The 26130-nt window shown below is 72.9% G+C and carries 24 protein-coding genes; 9 read left to right on the plus strand and 15 right to left on the minus strand.

Annotation, left to right across the window (positions count from 1 at the left end; genetic code table 11):
- Window positions 1–67 precede the first annotated feature (67 nt).
- Both cydD and cydC read left to right on the plus strand, forming a co-directional pair.
- Window positions 68–1870: a thiol reductant ABC exporter subunit CydD gene (gene cydD / locus ACZ4D5_RS23930; RefSeq protein ID WP_467774423.1), complete on the plus strand. Its 1803-nt coding sequence runs from the start codon at window positions 68–70 to the stop codon at window positions 1868–1870.
- Window positions 1867–3636: a thiol reductant ABC exporter subunit CydC gene (cydC, locus tag ACZ4D5_RS23935; protein ID WP_467774424.1), complete on the plus strand. Its 1770-nt coding sequence runs from the start codon at window positions 1867–1869 to the stop codon at window positions 3634–3636. The genes cydD and cydC overlap by 4 nt, the downstream gene beginning before the upstream one ends.
- On the opposite strand, the gene ACZ4D5_RS23940 is transcribed toward cydC, so the two are convergent.
- Both ACZ4D5_RS23940 and ACZ4D5_RS23945 read right to left on the minus strand, forming a co-directional pair.
- Window positions 3599–5956 carry a glycoside hydrolase family 95 protein gene (locus ACZ4D5_RS23940; protein ID WP_467774425.1) on the minus strand — a complete coding sequence of 786 codons (2358 nt, stop codon included), beginning with the start codon at window positions 5954–5956 and terminating at the stop codon, window positions 3599–3601. The two genes, cydC and ACZ4D5_RS23940, sit on opposite strands and share 38 nt — an antisense overlap.
- A gap of 161 nt (window positions 5957–6117) precedes the next feature.
- Window positions 6118–6618, minus strand: a complete 501-nt coding sequence (locus ACZ4D5_RS23945; protein ID WP_359640453.1) for a hypothetical protein — start codon at window positions 6616–6618, stop codon at window positions 6118–6120.
- Between the two features lie 145 nt (window positions 6619–6763).
- Here ACZ4D5_RS23945 and ACZ4D5_RS23950 point away from each other — a divergent pair, with 145 nt between their 5' ends.
- On the plus strand, window positions 6764–7516 hold the full coding sequence (locus ACZ4D5_RS23950; protein WP_467774426.1) for a leucine-rich repeat domain-containing protein: 753 nt from the start codon (window positions 6764–6766) through the stop codon (window positions 7514–7516).
- Between the two features lie 10 nt (window positions 7517–7526).
- Here the strand turns inward: ACZ4D5_RS23950 and ACZ4D5_RS23955 are convergent, their stop codons facing one another.
- Complete coding sequence (locus tag ACZ4D5_RS23955) at window positions 7527–7952, minus strand: MerR family transcriptional regulator (RefSeq protein WP_467774427.1); 426 nt, start codon at window positions 7950–7952, stop codon at window positions 7527–7529.
- 49 nt (window positions 7953–8001) lie between these two features.
- On the opposite strand from ACZ4D5_RS23955, the gene ACZ4D5_RS23960 reads away from it, so the two are divergent.
- Entirely contained in the window at window positions 8002–8886 is an 885-nt protein-coding gene (locus tag ACZ4D5_RS23960; protein ID WP_467774428.1) for an NAD(P)-dependent oxidoreductase, read from the plus strand.
- Between the two features lie 24 nt (window positions 8887–8910).
- Here the strand turns inward: ACZ4D5_RS23960 and ACZ4D5_RS23965 are convergent, their stop codons facing one another.
- The 6 genes from ACZ4D5_RS23965 to ACZ4D5_RS23990 all read right to left on the minus strand — a co-directional run bounded on the left by ACZ4D5_RS23965 (window position 8911) and on the right by ACZ4D5_RS23990 (window position 14452).
- Complete coding sequence (locus ACZ4D5_RS23965; RefSeq protein WP_467774429.1) at window positions 8911–9861, minus strand: universal stress protein; 951 nt, start codon at window positions 9859–9861, stop codon at window positions 8911–8913.
- Window positions 9862–9958: 97 nt separating this feature from the next.
- Window positions 9959–10201, minus strand: coding sequence for a DUF397 domain-containing protein (locus ACZ4D5_RS23970; RefSeq protein WP_467774430.1), 243 nt, complete (start codon window positions 10199–10201; stop codon window positions 9959–9961).
- Between the two features lie 95 nt (window positions 10202–10296).
- Window positions 10297–11463, minus strand: coding sequence for a thiolase domain-containing protein (locus tag ACZ4D5_RS23975; RefSeq protein ID WP_467774485.1), 1167 nt, complete (start codon window positions 11461–11463; stop codon window positions 10297–10299).
- Between the two features lie 32 nt (window positions 11464–11495).
- Window positions 11496–12575 (minus strand): thiolase domain-containing protein, encoded by a 1080-nt coding sequence (locus tag ACZ4D5_RS23980; RefSeq protein WP_467774431.1) that lies wholly within the window; start codon window positions 12573–12575, stop codon window positions 11496–11498.
- Window positions 12576–13547, minus strand: coding sequence for a Zn-ribbon domain-containing OB-fold protein (locus ACZ4D5_RS23985; RefSeq protein ID WP_467774432.1), 972 nt, complete (start codon window positions 13545–13547; stop codon window positions 12576–12578).
- A 104-nt stretch (window positions 13548–13651) separates the two neighbouring features.
- Window positions 13652–14452, minus strand: coding sequence for a crotonase/enoyl-CoA hydratase family protein (locus ACZ4D5_RS23990; protein WP_467774433.1), 801 nt, complete (start codon window positions 14450–14452; stop codon window positions 13652–13654).
- Window positions 14453–14661: 209 nt separating this feature from the next.
- Here ACZ4D5_RS23990 and ACZ4D5_RS23995 point away from each other — a divergent pair, with 209 nt between their 5' ends.
- Window positions 14662–16275 carry an acyl-CoA synthetase gene (locus ACZ4D5_RS23995; protein ID WP_467774434.1) on the plus strand — a complete coding sequence of 538 codons (1614 nt, stop codon included), beginning with the start codon at window positions 14662–14664 and terminating at the stop codon, window positions 16273–16275.
- Window positions 16276–16310: 35 nt separating this feature from the next.
- Here the strand turns inward: ACZ4D5_RS23995 and yczR are convergent, their stop codons facing one another.
- Complete coding sequence (gene yczR, locus ACZ4D5_RS24000) at window positions 16311–17783, minus strand: MocR-like transcription factor YczR (RefSeq protein ID WP_467774435.1); 1473 nt, start codon at window positions 17781–17783, stop codon at window positions 16311–16313.
- A gap of 147 nt (window positions 17784–17930) precedes the next feature.
- Between yczR and yczE the strand changes: the two genes are divergently transcribed.
- Window positions 17931–18581 (plus strand): membrane protein YczE, encoded by a 651-nt coding sequence (gene yczE, locus ACZ4D5_RS24005; RefSeq protein ID WP_467774436.1) that lies wholly within the window; start codon window positions 17931–17933, stop codon window positions 18579–18581.
- On the opposite strand, the gene ACZ4D5_RS24010 is transcribed toward yczE, so the two are convergent.
- Entirely contained in the window at window positions 18564–19181 is a 618-nt protein-coding gene (locus ACZ4D5_RS24010; protein ID WP_467774437.1) for a chorismate mutase, read from the minus strand. The genes yczE and ACZ4D5_RS24010 overlap by 18 nt on opposite strands.
- A gap of 88 nt (window positions 19182–19269) precedes the next feature.
- On the minus strand, window positions 19270–20115 hold the full coding sequence (locus tag ACZ4D5_RS24015) for an alpha/beta fold hydrolase (protein ID WP_467774438.1): 846 nt from the start codon (window positions 20113–20115) through the stop codon (window positions 19270–19272).
- A gap of 200 nt (window positions 20116–20315) precedes the next feature.
- On the opposite strand from ACZ4D5_RS24015, the gene paaK reads away from it, so the two are divergent.
- Window positions 20316–21608, plus strand: coding sequence for a phenylacetate--CoA ligase PaaK (paaK, locus tag ACZ4D5_RS24020; RefSeq protein ID WP_467774439.1), 1293 nt, complete (start codon window positions 20316–20318; stop codon window positions 21606–21608).
- Window positions 21609–21635: 27 nt separating this feature from the next.
- Here paaK and ACZ4D5_RS24025 read toward each other — a convergent pair whose 3' ends face one another.
- Entirely contained in the window at window positions 21636–21986 is a 351-nt protein-coding gene (locus ACZ4D5_RS24025; RefSeq protein WP_467774440.1) for a helix-turn-helix transcriptional regulator, read from the minus strand.
- Window positions 21987–22255: 269 nt separating this feature from the next.
- Here ACZ4D5_RS24025 and ACZ4D5_RS24030 point away from each other — a divergent pair, with 269 nt between their 5' ends.
- Complete coding sequence (locus tag ACZ4D5_RS24030) at window positions 22256–22906, plus strand: ANTAR domain-containing protein (protein ID WP_467774441.1); 651 nt, start codon at window positions 22256–22258, stop codon at window positions 22904–22906.
- Between the two features lie 12 nt (window positions 22907–22918).
- Window positions 22919–23959 carry a protein kinase family protein gene (locus ACZ4D5_RS24035; protein WP_467774442.1) on the plus strand — a complete coding sequence of 347 codons (1041 nt, stop codon included), beginning with the start codon at window positions 22919–22921 and terminating at the stop codon, window positions 23957–23959.
- A 7-nt stretch (window positions 23960–23966) separates the two neighbouring features.
- Here ACZ4D5_RS24035 and ACZ4D5_RS24040 read toward each other — a convergent pair whose 3' ends face one another.
- Entirely contained in the window at window positions 23967–24485 is a 519-nt protein-coding gene (locus ACZ4D5_RS24040) for a GNAT family N-acetyltransferase (protein ID WP_467774443.1), read from the minus strand.
- Between the two features lie 23 nt (window positions 24486–24508).
- Window positions 24509–26011, minus strand: a complete 1503-nt coding sequence (locus tag ACZ4D5_RS24045; protein WP_467774444.1) for an acyl-CoA synthetase — start codon at window positions 26009–26011, stop codon at window positions 24509–24511.
- Window positions 26012–26130 lie beyond the last annotated feature (119 nt).

Consider the following 26130-nt stretch of genomic DNA (forward strand, 5'->3'; position numbering starts at 1 on the left):
TGCCCCACTCCCCCCAACCTCCGCTCCCACCTCCGCCCCCGCTTCCCGCACACGAGAGGGCCCCAGGATGAAACCGGTCGAACGCCGACTGCGGCGTGAACTCCCGGTGCTGCGCCGCCACATGACGTACTCGACCGGCCTTGCGCTCCTCGGCGCCGGGCTCGTCGTCGCCCAGGCGAGCCTGCTGGCGGCGGTCCTCGCGGACGGCTTCGCCGGGCACGCGCTCCGGACCGGCCCACTGCTCGCGCTCGGCGCCGTCATGGCGCTGCGCGCGCTCCTCGCCTGGGCCCGCGGGGCGCTCGCGCAGCGCGCCGCGGCCGACGTCAAGCGCACGCTGCGCGACCGGATCACCGGCCGCCTGCGGGGCACCGGCCCCCTGCGCCTCGCGGCGGGACGGCACGGCGAGACGGCGACGCTGCTCACCCGCGGCCTCGACGCACTCGACCCGTACGTCGTCGGCCACCTGCCCGCGACGGCGGCCGCCGCGGTGGTGCCCCTCACGGTGGTCGCCTGGCTGTGGTGGACCGACTGGGCCTCGGCGCTGATCGTCCTCGTGACGCTGCCGCTGATCCCCGTGTTCGGTGCGCTGGTCGGTCTGCACACCGCGCGGCGCACCGCACGGCAGTGGCGGCTGCTCGCCCGGCTCGGCGGCCACTTCCTGGACGTGGTGGCCGGGCTGCCGACGCTGCGGGCGTTCGGCCGCGAGGGGCAGCAGGCGCGGGTGGTGGGCGAGATGGCGGACGCCCACCGCCGGGCCACCCTGCGGACGCTGCGCGTGGCGTTCCTCTCCTCCCTGGTCCTGGAGACCGTCGCCACCCTGTCGGTCGCACTGGTGGCGGTGCCCGTCGGGCTGCGGCTGCTCGGCGGCGAGGTGGACCTGCGCACGGCCCTGACCGTCCTCTTCCTTGCCCCCGAGGCGTATCTGCCGCTGCGTGCCATGGGCGCCGCCTTCCACGACAGCGCCGAGGGCATCGCCGTGGCCGAGCGGGTCTTCACGGTCCTGGACAAGGACCAGTACGAGGACGGGTACGAGGACGAGGGAGCCGACCGAGCCCCGATGCCGGACGCCCGTACCGCGCACCTGCGACTCGACGGCGTCACGGTCCGGTACCCGGACCGCGCGACACCCGCGCTCCGCGACGCGTCCCTGACCATCCGCCCCGGTGAACACCTCGCCCTGGTCGGCCCCAGCGGCGCGGGCAAGTCCACGCTCCTCGCGCTGCTGCTCGGCTTCGCGGCACCCGCGTCGGGCCGGGTCACGGTCGGCGGCACCGACCTCGCGGACCTCGACCCCGACGCGTGGCGGGCGCAGGTGGCGTGGGTGCCGCAGCGCCCGCATCTCTTCGCGGCCTCCGTGGCGGACAACATCCGCCTCGGCCGCCCCGGCGCGAGCGACGCCGAGGTGCGCGAGGCGGCACGCGCCGCCCGGGCCGACGGCTTCATCGAGGAGCTGCCGTGTTCGTACGACACGATGCTCGGCGAGCACGGCGCCGGCCTCTCGGCGGGCCAGCGCCAACGCGTCGCCCTGGCGCGCGCGTTCCTCAAGGACGCCCCGGTGCTGCTCCTGGACGAACCGACCGCCCACCTGGACCCCGAGAGCGAGGCGGCCGTCGTGCACGCCACGGTGCGCCTGATGCGGGGCCGCACGGCCGTCGTGGTGGCCCACCGCACGAGCCTGCTTCCCCACGCGGACCGGATCGTCACGGTGCGCGAGGCGGGCATCGCCCGGCCCCGGCCGAGGCGTGAGGAAGCGCTCCCGGCGCGGAACGGCCCGGTGGCGCCCCAACCGATTCCGCTGTCCCGCCCCGGACGCCCACCCCTCGCCCGCCGCCGTCCGCACACGCCCGTCACGGAAAGGCCGTTGCCTTGACCGCCGCCGCCGAGCGCACCCTCCCCCTCCTCACCCGAACCACCCGAACCACCCGAACACCCCGCCCCACCCTTCGCCTGCTGCGCCACCTCCTCCCGTACTGGCGCAGGCTGCTGCCCGCCGCGCTCGCCGCGGCCGGGAGCGAACTCGCCGGTGCCGCGTTGATGGCCACCGCCGCCTGGCTCATCACCCGGGCGGCCGAGCAGCCGCCTCTCGCCTCCGTCGGCGTGGCGATCGTGTCCGTGCGGGCCCTGGCGCTCGGGCGCGGAACGCTGCGCTACGCCGATCGGCTCCTCGGGCACGACGGTGCGCTGCGGGCCGTGGCGGGTTTCCGTACCCGGGTGTACGAGGCGTTGGTGCCGCTCGCCCCCGCCGGCACCCCCGCCTTCCGCGGCGGCGATCTGCTGACCCGTCTCGTCGACGACGTCGACGCCGCCCAGAACCTGCTCCTGCGCGTCCTGGTCCCGGCCGCCGCTGCCGCTGCCGTCGCCGCCACCGCCACCGCGACGGCAGCGGCGCTGCTGCCGCAGGCGGGCCTGTTGCTCGGGCTGCTCCTGGCCGTGGCGGGGCTTCTCGTACCCGCTCTGGTGTTTCGACTGTCCCGCCGCGCCGGGCCCGCGGAGAAGGCCGTACGGGCCGAACTGGCCGCGCTCACCCTGGACTTGACGCGGGGCGCGGCCGACCTCGCCGCGTTCGGCGCGCGCGGCCGTGCCGCCGAGCGGGCCAGCCGTGCCTCCGCCCGGATCGCCGCGCTGGAGCGGCGCGGCGCCCTGACCACGCAGCTCGCCACGGCCGTGGTCCTGCTGCTGCAGGGCGCGGCGGCGGTCGGCGTCACCTGGCTCGCGCTGCGCGCGCACGCGGCCGGCGCCCTGCCCGCCGTGCACCTGACCGTGCTCGCGGTCCTCGCGCTGGTCGCCTTCGAGGCCCTCGCCCCGCTGCCCGCCGCCGCCCGCCGGCTCACCGACGTGCGGGCGTCGGCAGACCGGTTGGCGGATCTCCTCGACACGCCGCCGCCCGTCGCCGACCCGCCCGACCCGGCGCCGCTCCCGCTCGACGAGCCGCTCGGCGTCACCGTCACCGAGCTGCGGGTGCGTCACCGCCCGGACGGTCCGGCCGCCTTGGACGGGGTGAGCCTGTACCTGCCGCCGGGCCGCCGGGTCGTGCTCGTCGGCGCCAGCGGCTCCGGGAAGTCGACGCTGATCGCGGCGCTCATGCGGTTCGTGCCGTACGAGTCCGGGAGCATCCGCATCGGCGGGCGCGAGGCGCGCGAACTGCGCGACTGCGCGGGCGCCGACGTGCGCCGCGCGATCACCGGCGTCACGCAGGACGCGCACGTGTTCCACACCACGATCCGCGCCAACCTGCTCCTGGCCCGCCCCGACGCGTCGGAAGTCGACCTGCGCGAAGCCGCGGGCCGCGCCCGGCTCCTGGACTGGGTCGGCTCCCTGCCCGACGGCTGGGACACCGTCCTCGGCGCGGACGGCGCCGCGATGTCGGGCGGCCAGCGCCAACGCCTGCTCCTGGCCCGCGCGTTGCTCGCCGACCCACCCGTCCTCGTCCTGGACGAACCCACCGAGGGCCTCGACCCGCGGACCGCGGCCGCGGTGCTGGCCGACATCCTGGACGCCACCCGCGGCCGCACCACGCTTCTCGTCACGCACGAGCGGTCGGGCATCGCCGCGGCCGACGAGATCGTCACGCTCGGCTCCGGCCCGGGACCGCTCTCGCTCAGTGGAACTCGTACCGCTGTCCCGCCCGCGCCCTGAACGTCTTCGCCCCGCCGCTGAACAGGTCGCTGCGCACGGTGAGTTCACGTGTGCGCGACGCCCTGAGGGCGACGCGGGTGGCGCGGCCCGACGCCCAGGCGATGTCGACGGTCGCCCCGCCGCGCGCCCGCAGCCCGCGCACCGATCCGTCGGGCCAGCTCGCGGGCAGGGCGGGCAGGATCTCGATGGCGTCGTGCCGGCTCTGCAGGAGCATTTCGACGACACCGGAGGTCGCGCCGAAGTTGCCGTCGATCTGGAAGGGCGGGTGCGTGTCCCAGAGGTTCGGCAGGGTCGATGACTTGAGCTGTTCGCCGAGCATCCTGTGGGCGTGGTCGCCGTCGCGCAGCCGCGCCCAGAAGTTGATCTTCCATGCCTTGGACCACCCCGTGCCGCCGTCTCCGCGCGCCCGCAGGGACACCTTCGCCGCCTCGGCCCACTTGCTGCCCGGCTCGATCTGCCGGCCGGGGTGCAGGGCGTAGAGGTGGGAGACGTGCCGATGGTCGTCGGCCTGATCGTCCACGTCGGCCTTCCACTCCTGGAGTTGACCCCACGAGCCGATGCGCAGGCCGGGGTCCAGTCCGTCCAGGGTCTTCTCCAGCTCGGCGCGGAAGGCCGGCGAGTCGCCGAGGACGCGCGCCGCCTCCAAGGTGTTGGTGAGCAGTTCGTGGACGATCTGCTGGGCCATGGCGTCGCCCGCGGTGAAGTCGCCGTGCTCGGGCGAGTAGCTGGGGGTGACGACGAGCGTGCCGTCGCGCGGGTCGGAGCGCAGGTTGTCGAGCCAGAACTCGGCGGCCCCCTTCATCGCCGGGTAGGCGGTGCGGCGCAGGTAGTCCGTGGAGCCGCCGAAGCGGTAGTGCTCGTAGAGCTGCGCGGTGAGCCAGGCCGCGGCCTCGGGGAACCAGAACGCGGTCGACCAGTCGTGCACCCCGGTGAAGCCGTAGGGGTTGGTCTCGTTGTGCACGACCCAGCCGCGGCTGCCGAACATCTCCTTGGCCGTACGCCGCCCGGGCGCGATCAGCGCCTGAACGAAACGGTCGTACGGGGCCGTCGTCTCGGGAAGGTTCGCGGCCTCGGCGAGCCAGTAGTTCATCTGGAGGTTGATGTTGGTGTGGTAGTCGGCCGACCAGGGCGGCGTCGTGCTGTTGTTCCACACGCCCTGGAGGTTGGCGGGCAGCGATCCCGCGCGCGAGGAGGCGATGAGCAGGTAGCGGCCGTACTGGAAGAACAGCGCCTCCAGGGCCCGGTCGGCCGCGGCCCCCGCCGGTCCCCCGTACTCCTTGAGGAGCCGGTCCGTGGGGACGTCGGCGGGCAGGGCCTGGCCGATGTCCAGGGCGACGCGGCCGAACAGCGCGCGGTGGTCGCGCAGATGGCGGGCGCGGAGCCGCTCGTGGCCCGCGGCGTGCGCCCGGTCGACGGCGCGGGTGACGGCGGCGTGCGGGTCCTCGCCGCGGTAGCCGGGGTAGGTGTCGGCGTAGTCGGTGCCCGCGGCGAGGACGAACCAGACGTGGTCGGCGCCGGTCACCGTGACGCTGCCGTCGCCGTGCGCGACGCGCGTGCCGCCCTGGTGGGACAGCCGCAGCTGGGCCTCGAACTTCAGGGCGTTGTCGGCGAGTTCGCCCCGCACGGTCACGCGGTCCCCGTCCGCGCTCGCGGTGAAGTCGGCGCGGGGCGAGGTGTAGCGGAAGGTACAGGCGACCTGCCCCGTGCGGTCGGCGGAGAGCCGGCCGACGATCACTCCGTCGGGGTACGAGGCGAAGAACTCCCGGTGGTGGCGCACCTGTTCATGGCCGTACGAGACGGTCGCGAGCCCCTGCCCGATGTCGAGGGCGCGGCGGTAGGAGGCGTCGGGCGAGGCCGGGGCGCCGGGCACGTCGATGTGGAGGTCGCCGAAGGTCTGGTGGGCGCCGTAGCCGCGCCGGGGCTGGCCGAGCCGCGCCGCGACCGCGTCGGGATCGAGCCTGCCCTTCTCGTCGAGCTCCTTGCGCACGGCGTCGAGGGCACCGGGCCGGGGCGCGCGCCAGTTCCCGAAGTCGTATCCCTCGCGGGAGCCGGGGCCGCCGGTCCACAGGGTCTTCTCGTTGAACTGGAGCCGCTCGGAGGCGAGGGTGCCGAAGACCATGGCGCCGAGGGCGCCGTTGCCGATGGGCAGGGCCTCACGCTCCCAGTCCGCGGCGGGGGCTCCGTACCAGAGCACGGACCCCGCCGATTCATCGGATGTATCGCGCCCAGGCTCCTCCGGGGCCGCCACCGCCGACCCGGCGTCGGCGACCGCCCCACCTCCCGCCGCCAGAACGGCCGCGGTGCCGAGTGCGGTCTTCATGGTGGTTCTTCGCGTGATCCCCTGAGTCATGACCGGTCACGTTAAAAGTCCGATGACTGCCGTGGCAAGACACAAAACCGCCCCGCTCCTTGGACGGAACGGGGCAGTGCTTGGACGGAAGTGCGTGAGGCGCCGGGCCCGGGAACGGCGCGACGGAGCGGTCAGCCCTGCTGGAAGAGCTCCGCGGGGAGCGGCTTCAGGAGCGCGTACAGGTCGTCGGTGATCGGACGGTCCCAGGCGGCGATGGTCACGAGGACGTTGTCGCTGCGGTCGAACTGCACGCAGGAGATCCGGCTCTCGGAGAGCTTGAGACGGCGCACGATGAGGAGGTTGTCGCCCTGCATCACCGGCACGTCCTCGGTGGAGACGACCGTGATGTCCTCGTCGTTCTCCAGGGCCAGGAGCAGCTGGGCCACCTCGAAGGGGACCTCGCCCTCGGCGGTCTCGCGCGCGGGGGAACCCTCGGGGAGGTTGCCGATGATCATCGCGGGGCCGCGGCCGCCGAACAGGTCGTACCGCAGGAACACACCCTGGCAGCTGCCGTCGGGGGCGGGCAGCAGGCCCGCGCCGAGATTGCCGGGCCAGTCACCGGGGTCCATGGCCAGGACGTCGAAGTCCGGGCCCGCGGGAGTGGCGGAGCTGCGGCGGCGGAGGAAGGACATGCGCCCATGGTACGTGGCCCTCCGGGCACATCGGCGCGGGGGCAGGACGCGTCCCGTAGGGGCGCGGGGAACTGCGCGACCAGCCAGAACGGACCCGCACCCGCATCCGGACAGACCAGCCCCCGAGGCGAAGCCCCCCTGCACAATGGCACCCCCGAACCCCGGAGTCCCAGTGGCCGACACCCCCGTTCTCGACTACTGGCGCGCCGCCCTCACCGCCGTACCCGAGGAGGCCTGGCACCACCCGCACCTGGAAGTCCTGATCCTGGCCGACACCGGACTCACGCACCTGCCCGCCCGCATCGGCATGCTCACGGCCCTGCACACCCTGGACCTCGGGCACAACAAACTGCGCGCGATCCCCGCCGAGCTCGGCGACCTGCCGGCGCTCAGCCGCTTCCTCTACCTCCACGACAACGACCTCACCGAGCTGCCGGAGTCGATCGGCCGCCTCACCCGGCTCGCTTACCTGAACGTCGGCGAGAACCGTCTGGCCTCGCTCCCCGACACGCTCGGCGCCATGACCGGACTCGTGGAACTACGCGCCCAGGACAACGAGTTGGCTCGCCTCCCCACGACGATCGGCTCCCTCACCGCGCTGCGCGAGCTGTGGCTGCGCGGCAACCGTCTCGAAGAACTGCCCGACTCCGTCGGCGACTTGGGCGAGCTGCGCGAACTGGAACTGCGCGAGAACGCCTTCACGGCCGTCCCGGAGGCCTTGCGCGGCCTCCCGCTCCTGCGCCGCGTCGACCTGCGCTCCAACGAGGTACGCGCACTGCCGGACTGGATCGCCGAGCTGCCCGCGCTGGAGAAGCTGGACCTCCGCTGGAACGACGTCCGCGTCAGCGAGCGACTGCTGCGGGCTCTCCACGCCAAGGGCTGCGTGGTGCTGCATTGAGGTCACGCCCTTACAGAGGGACAGGCTCCGGATCGGCGCCCGCCGCACCCTCGGCACCGTCGAGAGGCGGGTAACTCGTGCCGCCGAAGCGCTCGGCCGCGTCCACGTAGTCGGCAAGGGCCTCGCGCGAGCGGGCCAGGCTCTCCATCTGGTCGTCCAGGCGCCGCAGCCTCGACCGCATCGCGTCGAGCAGCTCGGGACACCCGGGCAGCTGCGGGGCCTCTCCGACCGCGCACGGCAACACATACGCGATGTCCTCGGACGACAGCCCCGCACCCAGCAGGTGCCTGATCTGCTTCACCCTCAGCAGGGCGCTCTCGTCGAACTCGCGGTATCCGTTCGCGCCGCGGTCCGCCTGCAGCAGCCCCTGGGCCTCGTAGTAGCGCAACTGGTGGGCGTTGACGCCCGCCCGGCGAGCCAGTTCCCCGATCCGCATCGCAACCTCGCTTGACCTTCACACCGGTATGAACGTCGACGATGCTGCCATGACCAACACGAACGAAGCACCCGTTTCAGTGATCGGCCTCGGGCTGATGGGCCAGGCGCTCGCCGGCGCGTTCCTCAAGGCCGGGCACCCCACGACCGTGTGGAACCGCACGGCGGCCAAGGCCGACCGACTCGTCGCCCAGGGAGCACGACTTGCGCCCACAGTCGGCGACGCGGTCCAGCCGGGATCCCTGACCGTCCTCTGCGTCACCGACTACGACGCCGTGTACGGCCTGCTCGACACGGACGGCGTCGAGCTGGCCGGCACGACACTGATCAACCTCACCTCGGGCGACTCGGCGCAGGCCAGGGCGGCCGCCCGCTGGGCCGAGCGGCGCGGCGCCCGCTACCTGGACGGCGCCGTCATGGCCGTCCCTCCGGCGATCGGGACCGCCGAGGCGGTGATCCTGCACAGCGGCCCGCAGTCCGACTTCGACGCGCACAGGGCGACGCTCGACGCGCTCGGCACCGCCACCCACCTCGGCGAGGACCACGGCCTCGCGTCGCTGTACGACGCGGCCGGTCTCACCATGATGTGGAGCATCCTCAACGCCTGGCTCCAGGGCACCGCCCTGCTCCGGACGGCCGGCGTCGACGCCGTGACGTACGCGCCGTTCGCCCGGCAGATGGCCGCCGGGGTGGCCGAGTGGCTGCCGGGGCATGCCGAGCAGATCGACAGCGGCTCCTTCGCGGCCGACGTGGCGTCCCTGGAGACCCATGTCCGCTCGATGGAGCATCTGATCGAGGAGAGCCGGGCGGTGGGTGTCAACGCCGAACTGCCGGAGCTGATCAAGGCGATGGCCGACCGCGCGATCGCCGCCGGACACGGCGGGGAGGAGTACGCCGTCCTGATCGAGGAGTTCGGCAGGCCCCACGAGGGCTGACGGGCCCGCGGCGGCCGGATCCCCTCAGGCCGCCCCCTGCGGCACCACCGCCACCGGGCAGGCGGAGTGCAGCAGCACCGCGTTGGTGACCGAGCCCAGCATGCGGCCCGGGGCGGGCCTGCGGCGGTGCCGCCCGACCACCACCAGGTCCGCGGAGCGCGAGGCCTCGACGAGGTGGCCCGCCGCGTCACCGGACGCGAGGGTCACGTCCACCGGCACGTCGGGGTGACGGCGCCGGTGGGGCGCGAGCACCCCGCCCGCGAGTTCCCCGTACTCCTTCTCCGTCTCGGCGTCCTCGACGGCCTTCACCACGAAGTCACCGGCGGCCGTGGCACTGAGGACGGGCCACGGGTAGGCGGCGACGACCTGGAGGTGTGCCCCGCGCCGCGCGGCCTCGGCGAAGGCGAAGGCGAGCGCGCCCTCGTCCGGCGCGGGCGCCGAGAGCCCGAGGACCACCCTGGGGACCTGGTCCTGGCCCTGCCCCTGGTCCTGGTCCGTGCCGGTCCTGTCGCCCTCGTTCGCGTCCCGCCGGGGGCGCGGCACGACCACCACCGGGCAGGCCGCCTCCCGCGCGCACGCCAGGCCGTTCGAGCCGAGCAGCAGGCTGGCGAAGCCGCCCCTGCCGCGCGAGCCGAGGACGAGGAGCGCGGCATCGGCGCCGAGCCGCGGCAGTTCGCGCCCCGGGCTGCCGTCCACCGTGACGAACTCCGGGTCGGGCACGTCCGCGCGCCCTTCGAGGGACCCGCGGACATGCTCGATCACCGGGTCCGCGTCGGGCCGCTCCAGGACGGCCGTGAACGGGCCGTCGACGAGCGGCACGTCGTACGCCCGTACGTGCGCGATCCGCAGGGGCACGCCGCGCAGCCGTGCGGCGGTAAGCGCCCACTCCAGGGCGCGGCCGCTGCCGGCCGAACCGTCCACCGCCGCGACGACGGGCCCACTGCTGTTCACGTTGCCGACCGGTTCGCTGCTCATGGCTCCAGCCTTGTGCAGCGCCCTCGGCGAGGGGAGGGCCGAAGGTCACGCGATCAGCAGGGCCGAAAGGCCGTCGGGGCGCGCTTCGGCAGGTCCGCTAGGTGAGGTCGAACTCGCCCTCGCGGGCACCGTGGACGAAGGCTCCCCACTCCGCCGGGGTGAAGATCAGCGAGGGGGCCTCCGGCCGGCCACCGTTGCGCATCGCGACGAAGCCTTCGACGAAGGCGATCTCCACGTCCCCGCGCCCCGCGCTGCTCGATCGCCAGTCGGCCCTGCTGAGGTCGAGCTCCGGCTTGTCCCAACCCGCGAGCGGATGCTGCTGAGTGGTGCTGTCGGCCACGTCCGTGCTCCTCCCGAATGCGTCGTCCGGCGCCAGCCTAGCTTTCGCTTCCGGCGCCGGACAGGCCGCGACGGCAGGACCCTCGCGGGCGCGCTTCAGGTGGTGGGCGGCTCGGCCCCGACGAGCCACATGGAGAAGAACTGCGAACCGCCGCCATAGGCGTGCCCAAGTGCCCTGCGCGCCCCGTCCACTTGGTGCTCCCCGGCCTGGCCACGCACCTGAAGTGCCGCCTCGGCGAAGCGGATCATGCCGGAGGCCCCGATGGGGTTGGTGGACAGGACACCGCCGGACATGTTGACCGGGAGGTCGCCGTCGAGCTCGGTCACGCCGGACTCGGTGAGCTTCCAGCCCTCGCCCTCGGCGGCGAAGCCGAGGTTCTCCAGCCACATCGGCTCGTACCAGGAGAACGGCACGTACATCTCGACGGCGTCGATCTCGCGGCGCGGGTCGGCGATCCCCGCCTGCCGGTAGACGTCGGCCGCGCAGTCCTTCCCGGCCTGCGGGGAGACGAAGTCCTTGCCGGCGAAGAGCGTCGGCTCGCTGCGCATCGCGCCGCCGTGCATCCAGGCGGGCGGCCGCGGCGAACGGGCCGCGCCCGCACGGTCGGTGAGGATCATCGCGCAGGCCCCGTCGGAGGACGGGCAGGTCTCCGAGTAGCGGATCGGGTCCCACAGCATCGGCGACGCCTGGACCTTCTCCAGGGTGATGTCCTGCTCGTGGAGGTGCGCGTAGGGGTTCTTCAGGGCGTTGCGGCGGTCCTTGTACGCGACGAGCGAGCCGACCGTGTCGGGGGCGCCGGTGCGCCGCATGTACGCGCGCACGTGCGGGGCGAAGAAGCCGCCCGCTCCCGCGAGCAGGGGCTGCTGGAACGGGATGGGCAGCGAGAGGCCCCACATCGCGTTGGATTCCGACTGCTTTTCGAAGGCGAGCGTCAGGACCGTGCCGTGGACGCGGCCCGCGACGAGGTTGGCGGCGACCAGGGCCGTGGACCCGCCGACGGAACCCGCCGTGTGCACGCGCAGCATGGGTTTGCCGACGGCGCCGAGCGCGTCGGCGAGGTAGAGCTCCGGCATCATGACGCCCTCGAAGAAGTCGGGCGCCTTGCCGATGACGACGGCGTCGATGTCGGCCCACGTCAACTCGGCGTCCACAAGGGCGCGTTGGGCTGCCTCACGGACGAGGCCCGCGATCGACACGTCGCGCCGGGCGGCCACGTGCTTGGTCTGCCCGACCCCGACGACGGCCACGGGTTCCTTGCCCACCGAAGTGCTCACCGAACTGCCCACCGGACCGCTCATCGGGCGTCTCCTTCCAGGACGGCGACCAGGTTCTGCTGGAGGCAGGGACCGGACGTGGCGTGGGCGACGGCCCGGTCCGACGCGCCGCGGTGGATGCGGGCGGCGGCCTCGCCGATGCGGATGAGGCCCGCGGCCATCACGGGGTTGGCGGCGAGGGCGCCGCCGGACGGATTCACGGCCACGTCGTCGCCGAGCCGCAGCGCCTTGCGCAGGACGACCTCCTGCGAGGTGAAGGGCGCGTGCAACTCGGCGGTGTCCACGGGCCGTTCGAAGAGCCCGGCCCGCTCGGCGGCACGGCGTGCGGAGGGCGAGTCGGTGAGGTCGCGCACCCCGAGGCCGTGCGCCTCGATGCGGTGGTCGATGCCCCGGATCCACGCGGGCCGTTCGCACAGCTCCCCGGCCCGCTCCCCCGCCGCGAGGATCACGGCGGCGGCCCCGTCGCCGATCGGCGGGCAGTCGCCGGTGCGCAGGGGACGTACGAGATAGTCGCCGTGCGGCACCGAACCACGAAGCTGCGCACGGGAGTTGGCCGCCGCGTCCGTCCGGCTGCGCCGGGCGACCCCGGCGAGCGCGGGCTCGTCGGTCTCCCCCGCGTCGATGAGCGCCTGGGCCTGGAGGGCGGCGAGCGCCACGGAGTCGGGCCACAGCGGCGCCACGTAGTACGGGTCGAGCTGCCGGGTCAGCACGTCGCGCACCGAGCCGGGCGAGGACTTCCCGTAGGAGTAGACGAGCGCGGTGTCGGCCTCGCCTGTCTGCAGCTTCACCCAGGCCTCGTACAGCGCCCAGGCGCCGTCCATCTCCACGTGCGACTCGGAGATCGGCGGCCAGGCGCCCACCCCGTCGAGCGCCATGGTGAAGGAGAAGGCACGCCCCGCGAGGTAGTCCGAGGACCCCGAGCAGGTGAACCCGATGTCGCTGGTCTTCAGGCCGGTGGCGGCGAGGACCTCGTGCAGTACCGGCATGAGCATCTCGACCTCGGAGAGCTCGTCCGTGGAGCGCAGGTGGTCGCTCTGCCCGAAGGCGACGACGGCGACGTCCCGTGCGGGCCGCCGCGCGGCGGACGATGACGACGTCATCTACACCAGCTCCTTGTACGTGTCGTAGTCGGCGTCGGGCTCGCCCGTCGGCCGGTAGTGGTCGGGGTAGCGGGCACCTGACGAGGGATCGGCCCACACCGGTTCGACGCGCAGCCCCATGCGGACCTGGTCGTAGGGGATCCCCGCGATGCGCGCGTGCAGGGCGAGGTCCGCGCCGTCGAGGGCGATGTGCGCGTAGACGTAGGGGACTTCGATGTCGAGATTCTTCGCCTTGATGTTGACGATGCAGTACGTGGTGACGGTGCCGCGCGGCCCGACTTCCACCCGCTCCGCCGTGGCGACACCACAGGTGGGGCAGGCGCCCCGGGGCGGGACGTACACCTTGCGGCAGGACGGGCAGCGCTCGCCGACGGTCTTCCGCTCGGAGAGGGCGTGGATGTAGGCGGACTGGGCACGGCCCGGCGAGTAGGTGTAGTCGAGCCGCGCGGTGGCGACGATGCCGCCCACGGGCTCGTCGAACTCACCGCTGTGCGGGGCGGGTTGTCCCCCTTCGGCCTCCCCCTCGTACGGCTCGAAGCAGGCGATGTCCGTGATGGCGCCGACGCGCTCGGCGGCCCAGCGGACACGGACGCGCAGGCCGGTGCGGACGGCGTCGGGGCCCGGCGCGTCGAGGGCGTGGAGCAGGGCGGTGTCGGCCCCGTCGAGCTTGACGAGGACCCAGGCGAAAGGGGTGTCCAGGGGCTGGCCGCGGCGGGGTTCGTGGTTCCAGGCCCAGGTGGTGACGGTGCCGGTGGTGGCGACCTCGACCAGGTCGCGTATCTCCTCGGCGGTCACGGGGTCGTACTCGACGGGCGGCACGAGGGTGCGCCCGTCACCGGTCCTGACCCCGAGCACGGTGCGCTCGCGCAGCCCGGTGAGGAAGGCGCTCTGCACGGGCCCGAGGGACCGGGTGAACGGGAACTCGACGACGAGCGGAGCGCGAAGCACCTCCGGTGGGGGAGCGGATGTCATGGCTGGGACTCCGTTTCCGAGTAACTCCGAGTGACTGGTGGTCTGTTGTCTGCGGGCCCGACGTGGCCGGTCGCGCAGTTCCCCGCGCCCCTTTCGGGGGCGCCCTACGCACGCCGGAAAACAGGCGCCCTCTTCTCCGCGAAGGCCCGCGCCCCCTCCTTCGCGTCGGCCGTGTCGAAGACCGGCCACCCCCGCTTCAGCTCGGCCGCGAGCCCGTCGGCCTCCGTCATCCCGGCCGTCTCGTACACGGACGCCTTGACCGCCTCGACCGCCAACGGCCCGCACGCGTTGATCTGCTCGGCGACGGCAAGCGCGCTCTGCAGCGCCGTGCCGTCCGGCACGACCCGCCCGATGAGACCGATCGCCGCGGCCTCGGCCGCCGTGTAGGGCCGCCCGGTGAGCAGCATCTCCAGGGCATGCGTACGAGGGATCTGGCGGGGCAGCCGCACGGTCGAGCCGCCGATCGGGAAGAGGCCACGCTTCACCTCGAAGAGACCGAACGTCGCCGACTCGCCCGCGACGCGGATGTCCGTGCCCTGCAGGATCTCCGTACCGCCCGCCACACAGGGGCCCTCGACGGCGGCGATGACGGGCTTGCGGGGCCGGTGGTGGCGCAGCATGGCCTTCCAGTGCAGATCGGGGTCGGCCTTGAGCCGGTCCCGGTACCGCTCGCCCTCCATGCCCTTGCCGGCGAGGGCCTTGAGGTCCATGCCCGCGCAGAACGCGCCGCCCGCGCCGGTGAGCACGATGGAGCGGACCGCGTCGTCCTCGTCGGCCTCGACCCACCCGTCGTACAGGCCCACGAGCATCGGCAGCGAGAGGGCGTTCTTCGCCTCGGGCCTGTTCAGCGTGAGTATGAGTGTGGCGCCTTCGCGCCGCACGGAGAGGTGTTCCGTCCCACCCATGTGCCGTGCTCCCTCCATCGACGGCCACCGGGCGACTGGCCTGTCGCCTGCGGACCTGGAACAGGTTGCAGTAGGCGGAGTGGCAGTTCAAGAGTTTTCTGACAGTCAGTCAGTTTTGTTGTGCGAGGGCCCTTCCCACTTGTAGGTGCCTCTGCTCTGATGACCGCCAAGCGAGACGTCACCTGGACGCCGGGGTCAGGAGGAGCGTGGTGGAGTACAACCTTGCCGACCTGTTCGAGTCGGTCGTCGACGTGGTCCCCGACCGCGAGGCGCTCGTCTACATCGACCACCCCGGCACGGGCGCGGAGCGCAGGCTGACCTACGCCGAACTCGACGCGGCCGCCAACCGCGTGGCGCACCACCTGATCGACAGCGGCCTGAAGCCCGGCGAGCACCTGGGCCTGCATCTGTACAACGGCGTCGAGTATCTGCAGACGGTCCTCGCCTGCCTCAAGGCGCGTCTCGTTCCGGTCAACGTCAACTACCGCTACGTGGAAGAGGAGTTGGTCTACCTCTACCGCGACGCGGACCTCGCCGCGCTCGTCTTCGACGCCGAGTTCACCGAGCGGGTCGCGGCGGCGCTCCCGCGCACGGAGAGGCTGCGCCACCTGATACGGGTGGGCGCGCCGCCCGCCGAGGCGCCCGCTCTCGACGTGGTCGCGTTCACGGACGCGGAGGCGGCGGGTTCGCCGGACCGCGGCTTCGGGCCGCGCTCGGCGGACGACCTGTTCATCATCTACACCGGCGGCACGACCGGCATGCCCAAGGGCGTCATGTGGCGCCAGGAGGACCTGTTCTTCGCGGGGCTCTTCGGCGGCGAACCCGCGGGTGAGCCGGTGAAGCGGCCCGAGGAGCTGGCCGAACGCGTCGCGGCGGGCGGCCCCGGCATCACCTTCTTCCCCACTCCCCCGCTGATGCACGGCACGTCCACGCTCACGTCCTTCATCGCCTTCAACTACGGCCAGCGGGTGGCCATTCACCGCAAGTACGTCCCCGAGGAGGTCCTTCGCACCATCGAGCGGGAGAAGGTCTCCAGCGTGTCCCTCGTCGGCGACGCGATGCTCAGGCCGCTCATCGACGCCCTGCACGGGCCGCTCAGGGGCACCGACCTGTCGTCGCTGTTCAGCGTCTCCTCGTCCGGGGCGATCATGTCGGAGACGGTGCGCGCCCAGTTCCAGGAGCTCGCCCCGAACGTCCTGCTCCTGAACAACTTCGGCTCGTCCGAGTCGGGCTCCAACGGCAAGGCGACGGACGACTCGGGCCCGGAGAAGGGCTTCCGCCTGGAGGTCAACGAACGGACGCAGGTGGTGGACGTCGTGACGCACGAGCCGGTCGCGGTCGGCGAGGTGGGCCGTCTCGCCCAGCGCGGCCACGTGCCGCTCGGCTACTACAACGACCCGGCGAAGACCGCCGAGACCTTCTTCCAGAAGGGCGACGAGCGCTGGGTGCTGCTGGGCGACATGGCGACGGTCGACGAGGACGGCATCGTCACGGTGCTCGGCCGCGGCTCGCAGTGCATCAACACGGGTGGCGAGAAGGTGTATCCGGAGGAGGTCGAGCAGGCACTCAAGTCCCATCCGGACGTGTACGACGCGCTGGTCGCCGGAGTACCCGACGAGCGCTGGGGCAACCGCGTGGCCGCGGTCGTCCAACTGCGCCCCGAAGCCCCCGCGTTGGACCTCGAAGCGATCCAGACGCACTGCAGGGCCCTGCTCGCCGGCTACAAGATCCCCCGCGCCCTGGTCCTCACCGACCACATCCAGCGCTCACCGAGCGGCAAGGCGGACTACCGCTGGGCGAAGACGGTGGCGGCCCGGGGCTAGGAGGCCGACCGCCCCGTCCCCCGCCGCGGCCTGCCTCACGCCACCCAGTGCGGGCGGCTCGTGCCGGACGGCGGCGTGAGGCCCGCGGCGAGTGCGGCGGCCATGCGGCGGACCGCCTCGCGCAGGACGTCGGGCGGCGCGGTGTACGGGATGCGGAGGCGCTGCTCGAAGACGCCCGGGTCGGTGGCGAAACGGGATCCGCTCTCGATCCGTACGCCGTCGTCCCGTACCCGGTCGGCAAGGGCGGAGGCGACGGGCTCGCCCAGGTCCACCCAGAACGACAGGCCGCCGGGCGGCAGTTGCCAGCTCCACCGCGGGACGTGCTCGGTCAGGGCGGCGGCCAGCGCGGCACGCTGCTCGCGCAGCCGCTCCCGGCGCGGCGGAAGGAGTTCGTCGGCGCTCCCCAGGAGGTCGAGGGCGAGCAGCTGGTCGAGGACCGAGCCGCCCATGTCGGTGGCGACGCGCTGGCCCGCGAGTTCGGTGACGAGCCGGGCCGGGGCGCGCAGCCAGCCGATGCGCAGGCCCGCCCAGTGGGTCTTGCTCATCGAGCCGACGGTGACGACCTGGCCGCCCGATCCCGGCTCCGCGTGGGCGGCGAAGGGCGGCGGCGCGGGCACGTCGAGGGCGAGCTCGGCGAGGGTCTCGTCGACGACGAGCCAGCCGCCGGAGTGCTGGGCCGCGCGCAGCACCCGGCCCCGCGCGGACTCGGGCATGAGGTGGCCGGTCGGGTTGTGGAAGTCCGGGATCAGGAAGGCGAGTCGGGGCACGGCTTGGCGGAAGGCCGACTCGACGATGCCGACGTCCCAGCCGGTGTCGGTCACCGGCACGGACACCGTGCGCAGCCCGGCGCGGCGCACGGCCTCCAGGGCGTTCGGGTAGGACGGGTTCTCGGCCATGACGCGGTCGCCGGGGCGGCACAGCAGCCCCAGGAGCAGGGTCAGCGCGTGCTGCGCGCCGGAGGTCACGAGGATCTGCTCGGGCACGGTGGTCAGGCCCCGCCGGGTGAACCGCTCGGCGACGGCGGCGCGGAGTTCCGGCAGTCCGTAGGGGTGGTAGCCCGGCGTGTGCGCGTGCTCGGACAGGCGCGGCGCGATCCGTGCGAGGGCGTCGGTGAGCGTCCGCTCCGGTAGCCCGGGAGCCGCTCGGGCCAGGTCGATCTCGGTGTCCTCCGCGGCGAGGAGCCGACGGACGCCGCTGGGGGCGCGGCCCTCGGGCAGGGCCGTCCAGGTGCCGGCGCCCTGGCGGCTGTGCGCGTAACCGCTCGCGCGCAGCAGGTCGTAGACGGCGGTGACGGTGGTCCTGCTGGTGCCGAGCGCGGCGGCCAGCTCGCGTTCTGCCGGGAGGCGGACGTGCAGGGCGACGCGTCCGTCGAGGATCAGCTCGCCGATGGCCCGGGCGAGGCGGCGGTAGGCGGGCCGTGCGCCGGCCGGGTCGGGCAGCATCGCGGCGAGCTGCCGACTGCCCAGTGTCCGGCCCGCGTCCACATGCGCCGCACCCCCCTCGACCACACCATTCTCCTCACATTGGCCGTTCTTTCCGGGCCAATGACTCTACAGAGTGGCCTCACTGGCCTTGAAGGCACGCCAGTGGCCTTCAAGGCGTCACACCGCGCTTCCCACCCGGAACCGCACCACACTTCTCGGAGGCCATCAGGCATGCGGCAGGACATCTCGTACGTCCCCTTCCACGAGCGCCCCTTGAGACGCCTGCCCCAACTCCTCCTGGGCCTCGCCCTGTTCGGGTTCAGCGTCTCGCTCATGGTCCGTGCCGCGCTGGGCGTGAACCCGTGGGCCGTCCTGTACGAGGGCCTGGAGCTGCGGACGCCCCTCAGCTTCGGCACGATCAGCGCCGTGCTCGGGGCGCTCGTCCTGCTGCTGTGGATACCGCTCAGGCAGCGGCCGACGCTCGGCACCGTCGCCAACATCGTCGTCCTCGCCGTCTCCTCCGACCTCGGCCTGCTCGTCGTCCCCGAGGGCCTCGCCCTGCCGGTCCGGATCGGGCTGCTGGTCGGCGGGGTGCTCCTCAACGCGCTGTCCGTGGCCGTCTATGTGGGCGCCCGCTTCGGTCCCGGGCCCCGCGACGGGCTGATGACCGGCGCGGCCGCGCTGACCGGCCGTTCGATCCGGCAGGTCCGCACCCTCATCGAGATCACCGTGCTCGCCCTGGGCTGGCTGCTCGGCGGGACCGTGGGCGTCGGGACCGTCCTGTACGCGCTCGCGGTCGGCCCCGCCACCCAGTTCTTCCTGCCCTGGTTCGCCTACCGCGGCCCGCGCGACGAGCCCCGGGAGTCAGCCCGCGCAGACTGACCGCAGCGTACGGCCCAGCGCGACGGAGTGCAGGGCGTCGAGCCGCTCCTCGTGCCGGACGCGCACGGCCGCCGCGGTGAGCACACCCCCGCAGTACGGGGCGGTCCGCGCCTGCGGGGACGCGGCGATGCCCCGCACCAGCTCCGTGTTGATCCGGTTGATCTCCTTGCGGACCTCGGCGAGGTCGGGCCGTCGCGTCGGGGCCTGGGACGGGTCGGCGTCCCAGCGGCGGAACAGCCCCCGCTGGACGACCTTGTTGGCCTCGATCTGATCGCGGAAGATCCGCACGGTCGCCGCCGGGTCGGCGCCCAGCTCCCGCGCCTGCAGGGCCACGGCGTCCAGGACCTGCTTCTCGCGCGCCGGGTCGTCGATGGGGCTGTCCGTGCCGTACTTGGCGGCGGCGACGAGATCGGCGGTGGCCAGGCGCTGCGCGGACAGGCCGGCGAGGGGGTGCAGCAGGGCGTACGGCCCCGCGGTCGCGGAGGCACCGGCCGCGGCCGGCCGCGCGGGCGCCGCCACCGCCGCGCCGCCCCCGGCGAACAGGGCGGCGGTCACGACGCCGACGGTCAGGGTGCGGGCCGCGGTCGGGAAGAGCTGCACGGAGTGTCCCCCTGCTGGTTGCCGGTGAGGCGCCCATCGTACGAGCGCCGCCGCCCCTCGGGCCCCGCGCCGCTCAGTCCTGCGCGCGTCAGTCCTGCGCGAGGAACCCCGCCACCCGCCGCACGAACCACTCCGGGTCGTCCAGCCAGGGGAAGTGACCGCCGCGCGGCTGCACTTGGCGCACCCCGCGCGGGAAGAGGCCCGCGAACTCCTCGGCGTGCGCCGGGTTCGGGCCGCCGTCCCACTCCCCCGCGAGGACGAGGACCGGCGCGTTCAGAGCGGTCAGGGCGGCGCGCGTGGCGGACGGGTCGAAGGCGCCGTCCCCGTAGAAGACGGCGGCGGCTTCCGCGTTCTTCTCCGTGGCGCTCGCCGCCCGGTGCGCCTGGGCCTCGGCGTCCCAGCGGCCGTAGGCGAGCGGTGCGAGAGCGTCCCACACCTCGGCGGTCGCACGCCCCGCGGCGATCTCCTTCAACGCGGCATCGGCGGCCGGGTACCAGGGTTCGTCCGCCCGCAGGGCCGCCGCCGCGCGGTGGTCCTCGTCGGTGACCGTGAGGCCCACGGAGTGCGTGGCCGGGGCGACCAGGACGAGCGTGCGGACCCGCTTGGGGTGGCGGGCCGCGTACAGCGTGGCGATGTTGCCGGACGCCGAATGGCCGAGCAGGTCGACCTCGTCGAGCCCCAGGTGCTCGCGCAGCGCCTCCACGTCGTCCACGAGCCGGTCGCAGCGGTAGGTCGCCGCGTCTTCGGGGACCGCGGATTCACCCGTCCCGCGCAGATCGAGGAGGATCAGGCGCCGGTGCGCGGTGAGCCCGCCCAGGTCGCCGAGGTAGGCGGAGGCGCGCATGGGACCGCCCGGCACACACAGCAGCGGCTCGCCCTCCCCCTTCTCGTGGTAGGCGAGCACCGTTCCGTCGTACGCGCTGAATGTCGGCATGGGGGTGATCATCACATCCCGCAACAGGCGTGGGCAACGGCCGCCCGCCGCGCCCATGACGGTGGCCCATGCCGCCGCGTCCCAGCTCAAAGCCGCTGCGCCCGATCCCTTGACGCCCATCGTCGGGACTGGATTACTGAGGTCGACGGAAGATCGACGACCGAATGATCGGTCGCCCGTTCACGACGGGAGCATGCCTTATGACGCGTGAGCCGCTATTCCTCGACGCCGCGGAACGGCTCGGCCCCAGGGAGCTCGGGGCCCTGCAGCTGGAGCGCCTTCAGGACACCCTGCTGCACGCGTACGAGAACGTCCCGTTCTACCGGGCGGCGTTCGACAAGGCGGGCCTGCGCCCCGACGACTGCCGCTCGCTCGCCGACCTGGCACGGTTCCCGTTCACCACCAAGGACGACCTGCGCGCCAACTACCCGTTCGGGATGTTCGCGGTGGAGCAGTCCGAGGTGCGCCGCCTGCACGCCTCCAGCGGCACGACGGGCCTGCCGACGGTCGTCGGGTACACCGAGCAGGACCTGTCCATATGGGCGGACGTGGTCGCGCGCTCGATCCGCGCCGCGGGCGGCAGGGCCGGCGACAAGGTCCATGTGGCGTACGGGTACGGCCTGTTCACCGGCGGCCTCGGCGCGCACTACGGCGCAGAGCGGCTCGGCTGCACGGTGATCCCCGCGTCCGGCGGCATGACCGCGCGTCAGGTGCGGCTCATCCAGGACTTCCGCCCCGAGATCATCATGGTCACCCCGTCGTACATGCTCACGCTCCTGGAGGAGTTCGAGCGGCAGCGCGTCGATCCCCGCACGACGTCCCTGCGGGTCGGCATCTTCGGCGCGGAGCCGTGGACGGAGGAGATGCGGCGGGAGATCGAGGAGCGCTTCGCGATCGACGCCGTCGACATATACGGCCTCTCCGAGGTGATCGGCCCCGGTGTCGCGCAGGAGTGCGTGGAGACCAAGGACGGGCTGCACATCTGGGAGGACCACTTCTTCCCCGAGGTCGTGGACCCGATCACGGGCGAGGTGCTGCCGGACGGCGAGCGCGGCGAGCTGGTGTTCACCTCGCTCACCAAGGAGGCCATGCCCGTGATCCGTTACCGGACACGGGACTTGACGCGCCTGATGCCCGGCACCGCGCGGATCTTCCGGCGGATGGAGAAGGTGACGGGGCGCAGTGACGACATGGTGATCCTGCGGGGCGTCAACCTCTTCCCCACCCAGGTCGAGGAGATCGTGCTGCGCACGGCGGGCGTCGCCCCGCACTTCCAGCTGCGCCTGACGCGCGAGGGGCGGATGGACGCCCTGACGGTGCGGGCCGAGGCACGCGCGGACACCACGCCCGAGCGGCGCGAGGCGGCGGCCCGGGAGATCGCGGCGGCGGTGAAGGACGGCATCGGGGTCTCGGTCGGCGTCGAGATCGTCGACCCGGAGACGCTGGAGCGGTCGGTGGGGAAGTTCAAGCGGATCGTGGACCTGCGGGGCTGACGGGCCGGGACCGCGGAGCGGGGGCCGTCAGGTGTTGGCGTGCTCCCGGCCGCCGGAGCCGGAGGACGTGCTCCGGTCGGCCTCGTCCCTGGCGAGCAGGGAGAGCAGCGAGGCCACGGCGAGGCCGGACTCGGCCGGGTGGCGGAGCACCTTGCTGGGGTCGATCTCGTACGTGTTGGTGCGCCCCTCCCGTGTGTGGGAGAGATAACCGTCCTGCTCGAGGTCGGCGATGATCTTCTGGACAGCACGCTCGGTGAGCCGGCAGTGCGCGGCGATCTCGCGGATACGGGCGTTGTGGTTGTCGGCGATGGCCGCCAACACCCGCGCGTGATTGGTCAGAAACGTCCATCCGGTGTGTGGCTCGGGCACTCCATCCATGGGACAACCCTAGGGGCGGGCATACACGTTTTCAAAAACACGTACTACATTTCATGTATTGATTGACGTGCCTGAGGGCAGAAAGGCAGCCTAGGAACGGCGGTTGGCAGAGACGAGAGGGAGAGGCCATGCCGGAGCCCGCGCACTCTCAGCAGCACCTCGCGGGAGAGCGAGCCGAGCACAGCGAGAACAGGCGCCCGTCGGTGCCCCTTCCGCGACCGCCGGCGTCCGCCGACGCGCTGCCGGGCGGCGGCAGGAGGCGTGTTGCGGTGCGAGGCGAGCTGGACCTCGACACCGGCCAGCGGATCCGGTCCGACCTGCGCCTGGCACTCGGCCGCTCGGCCGCGGGCATCGAACTCGACCTGAGCCAGGTGGGGTTCTGCGACTGCTCCGGCCTCAACCTCCTGCTGTGTCTGCGCCAGGACGCGAAGAAACAGGGCAAGACCGTCACGATCCACGCCACCAGTCCCGCGGTCGACCGGATGCTCGAACTGACCGGCACCCTCGGCCTGTTCGTGCCGCCGGGCCAGGGGGGCGAGGACCTGGCCTGCCCGATCACCCACGAGGCGGCGCCGGACGAGGATCCCACCGAGGATCTGACCGTCGTCGTGGCCCAGTTGAGGCGGGCCATGCAGACCCGGCCGACCATCGACCTGGCGCGCGGCATCCTGATGTCGTCCTTCAGCCTGAGCCCCGAAGCGGCGTGGGACGTCCTGGTGACGGCCTCGCAGAACACCAACACCAAGCTGCACCGGCTGGCCGGGGACGTGGTGGGCACGGTGCAGGGCAGCGCGCTGCCCTGCGCCGTGCGCAAGCAGCTGGAAGCGGCGATCGCCAAGAGCACGGCGCGCTCGGCGCCGGAGCCCGCCGAAGCCGAAGCCGAAGCCGAAGCCTTCCTAACCCGGGAGAACGTGCCCTAGTACGGTTCACCGATGTCACACAGCGCACGCCTGACGGCCCACGCCTCGGTCTCCACGTCCCTGTCCCTGCGCAGCGATCACTCCCTGCGCGAACTCGTGGACAAGGCCGTGCCGTCGGGCGTCGGCATCGGCGGGAAGTCGGCGCTGCTCGATGTCGAGGGAACGCCGGTCTTCGTGAAGCGGGTGCCCCTCACCGATCCCGAGCGGCAGCCGAAGGGCATGCGCTCGACGGCGAACCTGTTCGAGCTGCCGCTCTTTTGCCAATACGGCATCGGCGGGCCGGGGTTCGGGGCCTGGCGCGAGCTCGCCGCACACACCATGACGACGAACTGGGTCCTCACGGGGGAAGGCGAGAACTTCCCCCTGATGTACCACTGGCGAGTGCTGCCGGACTCGACTCCCCTGCCCGATGAACTGGCCGACGTCGAAAGGGCCGTCGCCTACTGGGGCGGCGGCCCGCAGGTACGGCACCGCATCGAGGCCCTGCAGCGGTCCTCGGCGAGCGTCGCGCTGTTCCTGGAGTACATCCCGCGGAACCTGCACCAGTGGCTGGGTGAACAGACGGCCATCGGCGGCGAGGCCGTCGACCGCGCCTGCGCCATGGTGGAGCGGGAGTTGGAGGCCGGCACCGCGTTCATGAGGAGCCGCGGTCTGCTGCACTTCGACGCCCACTTCGAGAACATCCTGACGGACGGCCACCGCCTCTACTTCACGGACTTCGGCCTGGCGCTCTCCACCCGGTTCGACCTGTCGCCGGAGGAGACGGCGTTCTTCGGGGCCCACGGCGCGTACGACCGCTGCTACACACTCAACTACCTGGTCAACTGGCTGACCGCCGACCTGTACGGCTACGAGAGAGACGCCCGCGAGGCTCACGTCCGCGCCTGCGCCCGGGGCGCCCGGCCCACCGGCATCCCCGAGTCGGCCGCCTCGGTCCTGACCCGCCACGCCCCCCTGGCGGCGGTGATGACGGACTTCATCCGCGAACTCCGGCACGGGAGCAGGCAGACCCCGTATCCCCTGGACCGCCTCCGCGGCCTCGGCCACGCGTGAGTGGCCGTCAGGGTCCGTGGCGGCGCGAGGTGTCCTCCACGGTGATGGCCCAGCGCTCGTGGTCGCGCCACGCGCCGTTGATGAACTGGAAGGCCGGGGAGTAGCCCTCGCGCCGGAAGCCGAGGCGTTTCACGAGGTTCAGCGAGGCGGTGTTGTCCGGCTGGATGTTCGCCTCCAGACGGTGCAGTTCCAGCGGCCCGAAGGCGAACTCGACCGCGAGCCCCAGGCCTTCGGTCAGGTAACCGCGTCCGGCCGTCGAGGCGTAGGCGGCATAGCCCAGGGTTCCGCTGCGCAAGCCGCGCCGGACGATGTCGTTGATGTTGACGCCGCCGACGATCGCCCCGGTGTCGCGCAAGCAGATCACGAAGCCGTCGTGCGCGGGCCCCTCAAGACGCTTCAGGCGCGCCTCGAAGGCGGCCACCGTGTTGTCGCGGACTCCCAGCCAGCGGCCGTGCAGCTCGGCGCTCTCCTCGGCCAGCGCCGCGATCTCGTCGTAGTCCGCGCGGCAGATGCGTCGTAGAGCCACGCGCGGCCCGTGCGCGAGGCCCCTCACGCCGTGCCCAGGCGGTCGCGCAGCTCGCGTTTGAGGATCTTGCCGCTGGCGTTGCGCGGGAGTTCGTCCACGAAGACGACGCGCTTCGGCGCCTTGAAGTGGGCCAGTTTCTCGCGGGCGTGGGTGATGAGGTCGGCCTCGGTGAGGTCCTTGTCGCTGCGGACGACGACGGCGGTCACCGCCTCGATCCAGCGCTCGTCCGGCAGGCCGATCACCGCGGCCTCGGCGACGCCCGCGTGTGCGTACAGCGCGTCCTCGACCTGGCGCGAGGCCACCAGGACACCGCCGGAGTTGATGACGTCCTTGACCCGGTCGACGACGGTGAAATAGCCCTCGGCGTCCCGCACGGCGAGGTCGCCGGAGTGGAACCAGCCGTCGCGGAACGCCTCCGCCGTCTCCTGGGGCTTGTCCCAGTAGCCCTCGCACAACTGCGGTGAGCGGTAGACGACTTCGCCCCGGGTGCCGTCGGGCACCTCCCGGCCGTGCTCGTCGACGACGCGTGCCTCGACGAACAGGACGGGCCGCCCGCAGGAGTCCATCCGCCCCTCGTGCTCGTCGGGCCCGAGGACCGTGGCGAGGGGGCCGATCTCGCTCTGCCCAAAGCAGTTGTAGAAGCCGAGCTCCGGCAGCCGGGACCGCAGCCGCTCCAGGACCGGCACCGGCATGATCGACGCCCCGTAGTACGCCTTGCGCAGCGCCCCGAGGTCACGGGTCGCGAAGCCCGGGTGGCGCGAGAGGCCGATCCACACCGTGGGCGGCGCGAAGAGGCTGTCGGCGCGGCCGGCCTCGACCAGGTCGAGGATCCGCCCCGCGTCGGGCCCGTCCAGGATCGTGTTCTCGGCCCCGACCGCCAGGTACGGCATGAGGAAGACGTGCATCTGCGCCGAGTGGTAGAGCGGCAGCGCATGGACGGGCTTGTCCGTCTCCTCTAGGTCCAGCGCGGTGATCGCGCTGACGTACTCGTGGACGAGCGCCCGGTGCGTGAGCATCGCGCCTTTGGGCAGGGCCGTGGTCCCCGAGGTGTAGAGGAGTTGCGCCAGGTCCTCGCTGCCGGGGCCTTCGCCCTCGTACGCGGATGTGGCGGCGAGCCGCTCCAGCAGCGAGCCTTCCGCGTCACGCAGCGCGAGGACCGGCACCTCCTCGGGCAGCCGCCCCGCGATGTCCGGGTCCGCGAGGACGAGGGAGCTGCCCGACTGGCGGACGATGTACGCGAGGTCGTCGCCGGTCAGGTTCTGGTTGACCGGCACATGGACCAGGCCCGCCCGCGCGCAGGCGAGGAAGCCGATCAGATACGCGTCGGAGTTGTGGGCGTAGGCACCGACGCGCTCGCCGCGGGCGAGGCCGTGCCCGCGCAGTACGGCGGCCGCGCGCGAGACGGCGTCGTCGAGCTCCTCGTACGTCCAGGACCGCTCGCCGAAGCGCAGCGCCGTGCGCCGGGGCGTGCGGCGCGCACTGCGCCCAAGGACTCCGTCGACCGTGTTGTCACGTACACCCGTCATGGCGTGATCCTCGGCCCGCGTACCGGCGAGGTCAAGAGAGCCGCTCCCGGACCGGGAGAAAGTGACCGACCGCTTGGTACGCTCAACCGCTCCTTCCCGAACTCCAGTTGGGAGGCACG

This window comes from Streptomyces sp. NPDC025651, assembly GCF_055558735.1.

Excerpts from the sequence above, each read along its gene's own strand:
- cydD (WP_467774423.1), top strand. The coding sequence starts at position 68 with ATGAAACCGGTCGAACGCCGACTGCGGCGTGAACTCCCGGTGCTGCGC.
- ACZ4D5_RS23940 (WP_467774425.1), bottom strand. The coding sequence starts at position 5,956 with ATGAAGACCGCACTCGGCACCGCGGCCGTTCTGGCGGCGGGAGGTGGG.
- ACZ4D5_RS23945 (WP_359640453.1), bottom strand. The coding sequence starts at position 6,618 with ATGTCCTTCCTCCGCCGCCGCAGCTCCGCCACTCCCGCGGGCCCGGAC.
- ACZ4D5_RS23950 (WP_467774426.1), top strand. The coding sequence starts at position 6,764 with ATGGCACCCCCGAACCCCGGAGTCCCAGTGGCCGACACCCCCGTTCTC.
- ACZ4D5_RS23955 (WP_467774427.1), bottom strand. The coding sequence starts at position 7,952 with ATGCGGATCGGGGAACTGGCTCGCCGGGCGGGCGTCAACGCCCACCAG.
- ACZ4D5_RS23960 (WP_467774428.1), top strand. The coding sequence starts at position 8,002 with ATGACCAACACGAACGAAGCACCCGTTTCAGTGATCGGCCTCGGGCTG.
- ACZ4D5_RS23965 (WP_467774429.1), bottom strand. The coding sequence starts at position 9,861 with ATGAGCAGCGAACCGGTCGGCAACGTGAACAGCAGTGGGCCCGTCGTC.
- ACZ4D5_RS23980 (WP_467774431.1), bottom strand. The coding sequence starts at position 12,575 with ATGACGTCGTCATCGTCCGCCGCGCGGCGGCCCGCACGGGACGTCGCC.
- ACZ4D5_RS23985 (WP_467774432.1), bottom strand. The coding sequence starts at position 13,547 with ATGACATCCGCTCCCCCACCGGAGGTGCTTCGCGCTCCGCTCGTCGTC.
- ACZ4D5_RS23990 (WP_467774433.1), bottom strand. The coding sequence starts at position 14,452 with ATGGGTGGGACGGAACACCTCTCCGTGCGGCGCGAAGGCGCCACACTC.
- yczE (WP_467774436.1), top strand. The coding sequence starts at position 17,931 with ATGCGGCAGGACATCTCGTACGTCCCCTTCCACGAGCGCCCCTTGAGA.
- ACZ4D5_RS24015 (WP_467774438.1), bottom strand. The coding sequence starts at position 20,115 with ATGCCGACATTCAGCGCGTACGACGGAACGGTGCTCGCCTACCACGAG.
- paaK (WP_467774439.1), top strand. The coding sequence starts at position 20,316 with ATGACGCGTGAGCCGCTATTCCTCGACGCCGCGGAACGGCTCGGCCCC.
- ACZ4D5_RS24025 (WP_467774440.1), bottom strand. The coding sequence starts at position 21,986 with ATGGATGGAGTGCCCGAGCCACACACCGGATGGACGTTTCTGACCAAT.
- ACZ4D5_RS24035 (WP_467774442.1), top strand. The coding sequence starts at position 22,919 with ATGTCACACAGCGCACGCCTGACGGCCCACGCCTCGGTCTCCACGTCC.
- ACZ4D5_RS24045 (WP_467774444.1), bottom strand. The coding sequence starts at position 26,011 with ATGACGGGTGTACGTGACAACACGGTCGACGGAGTCCTTGGGCGCAGT.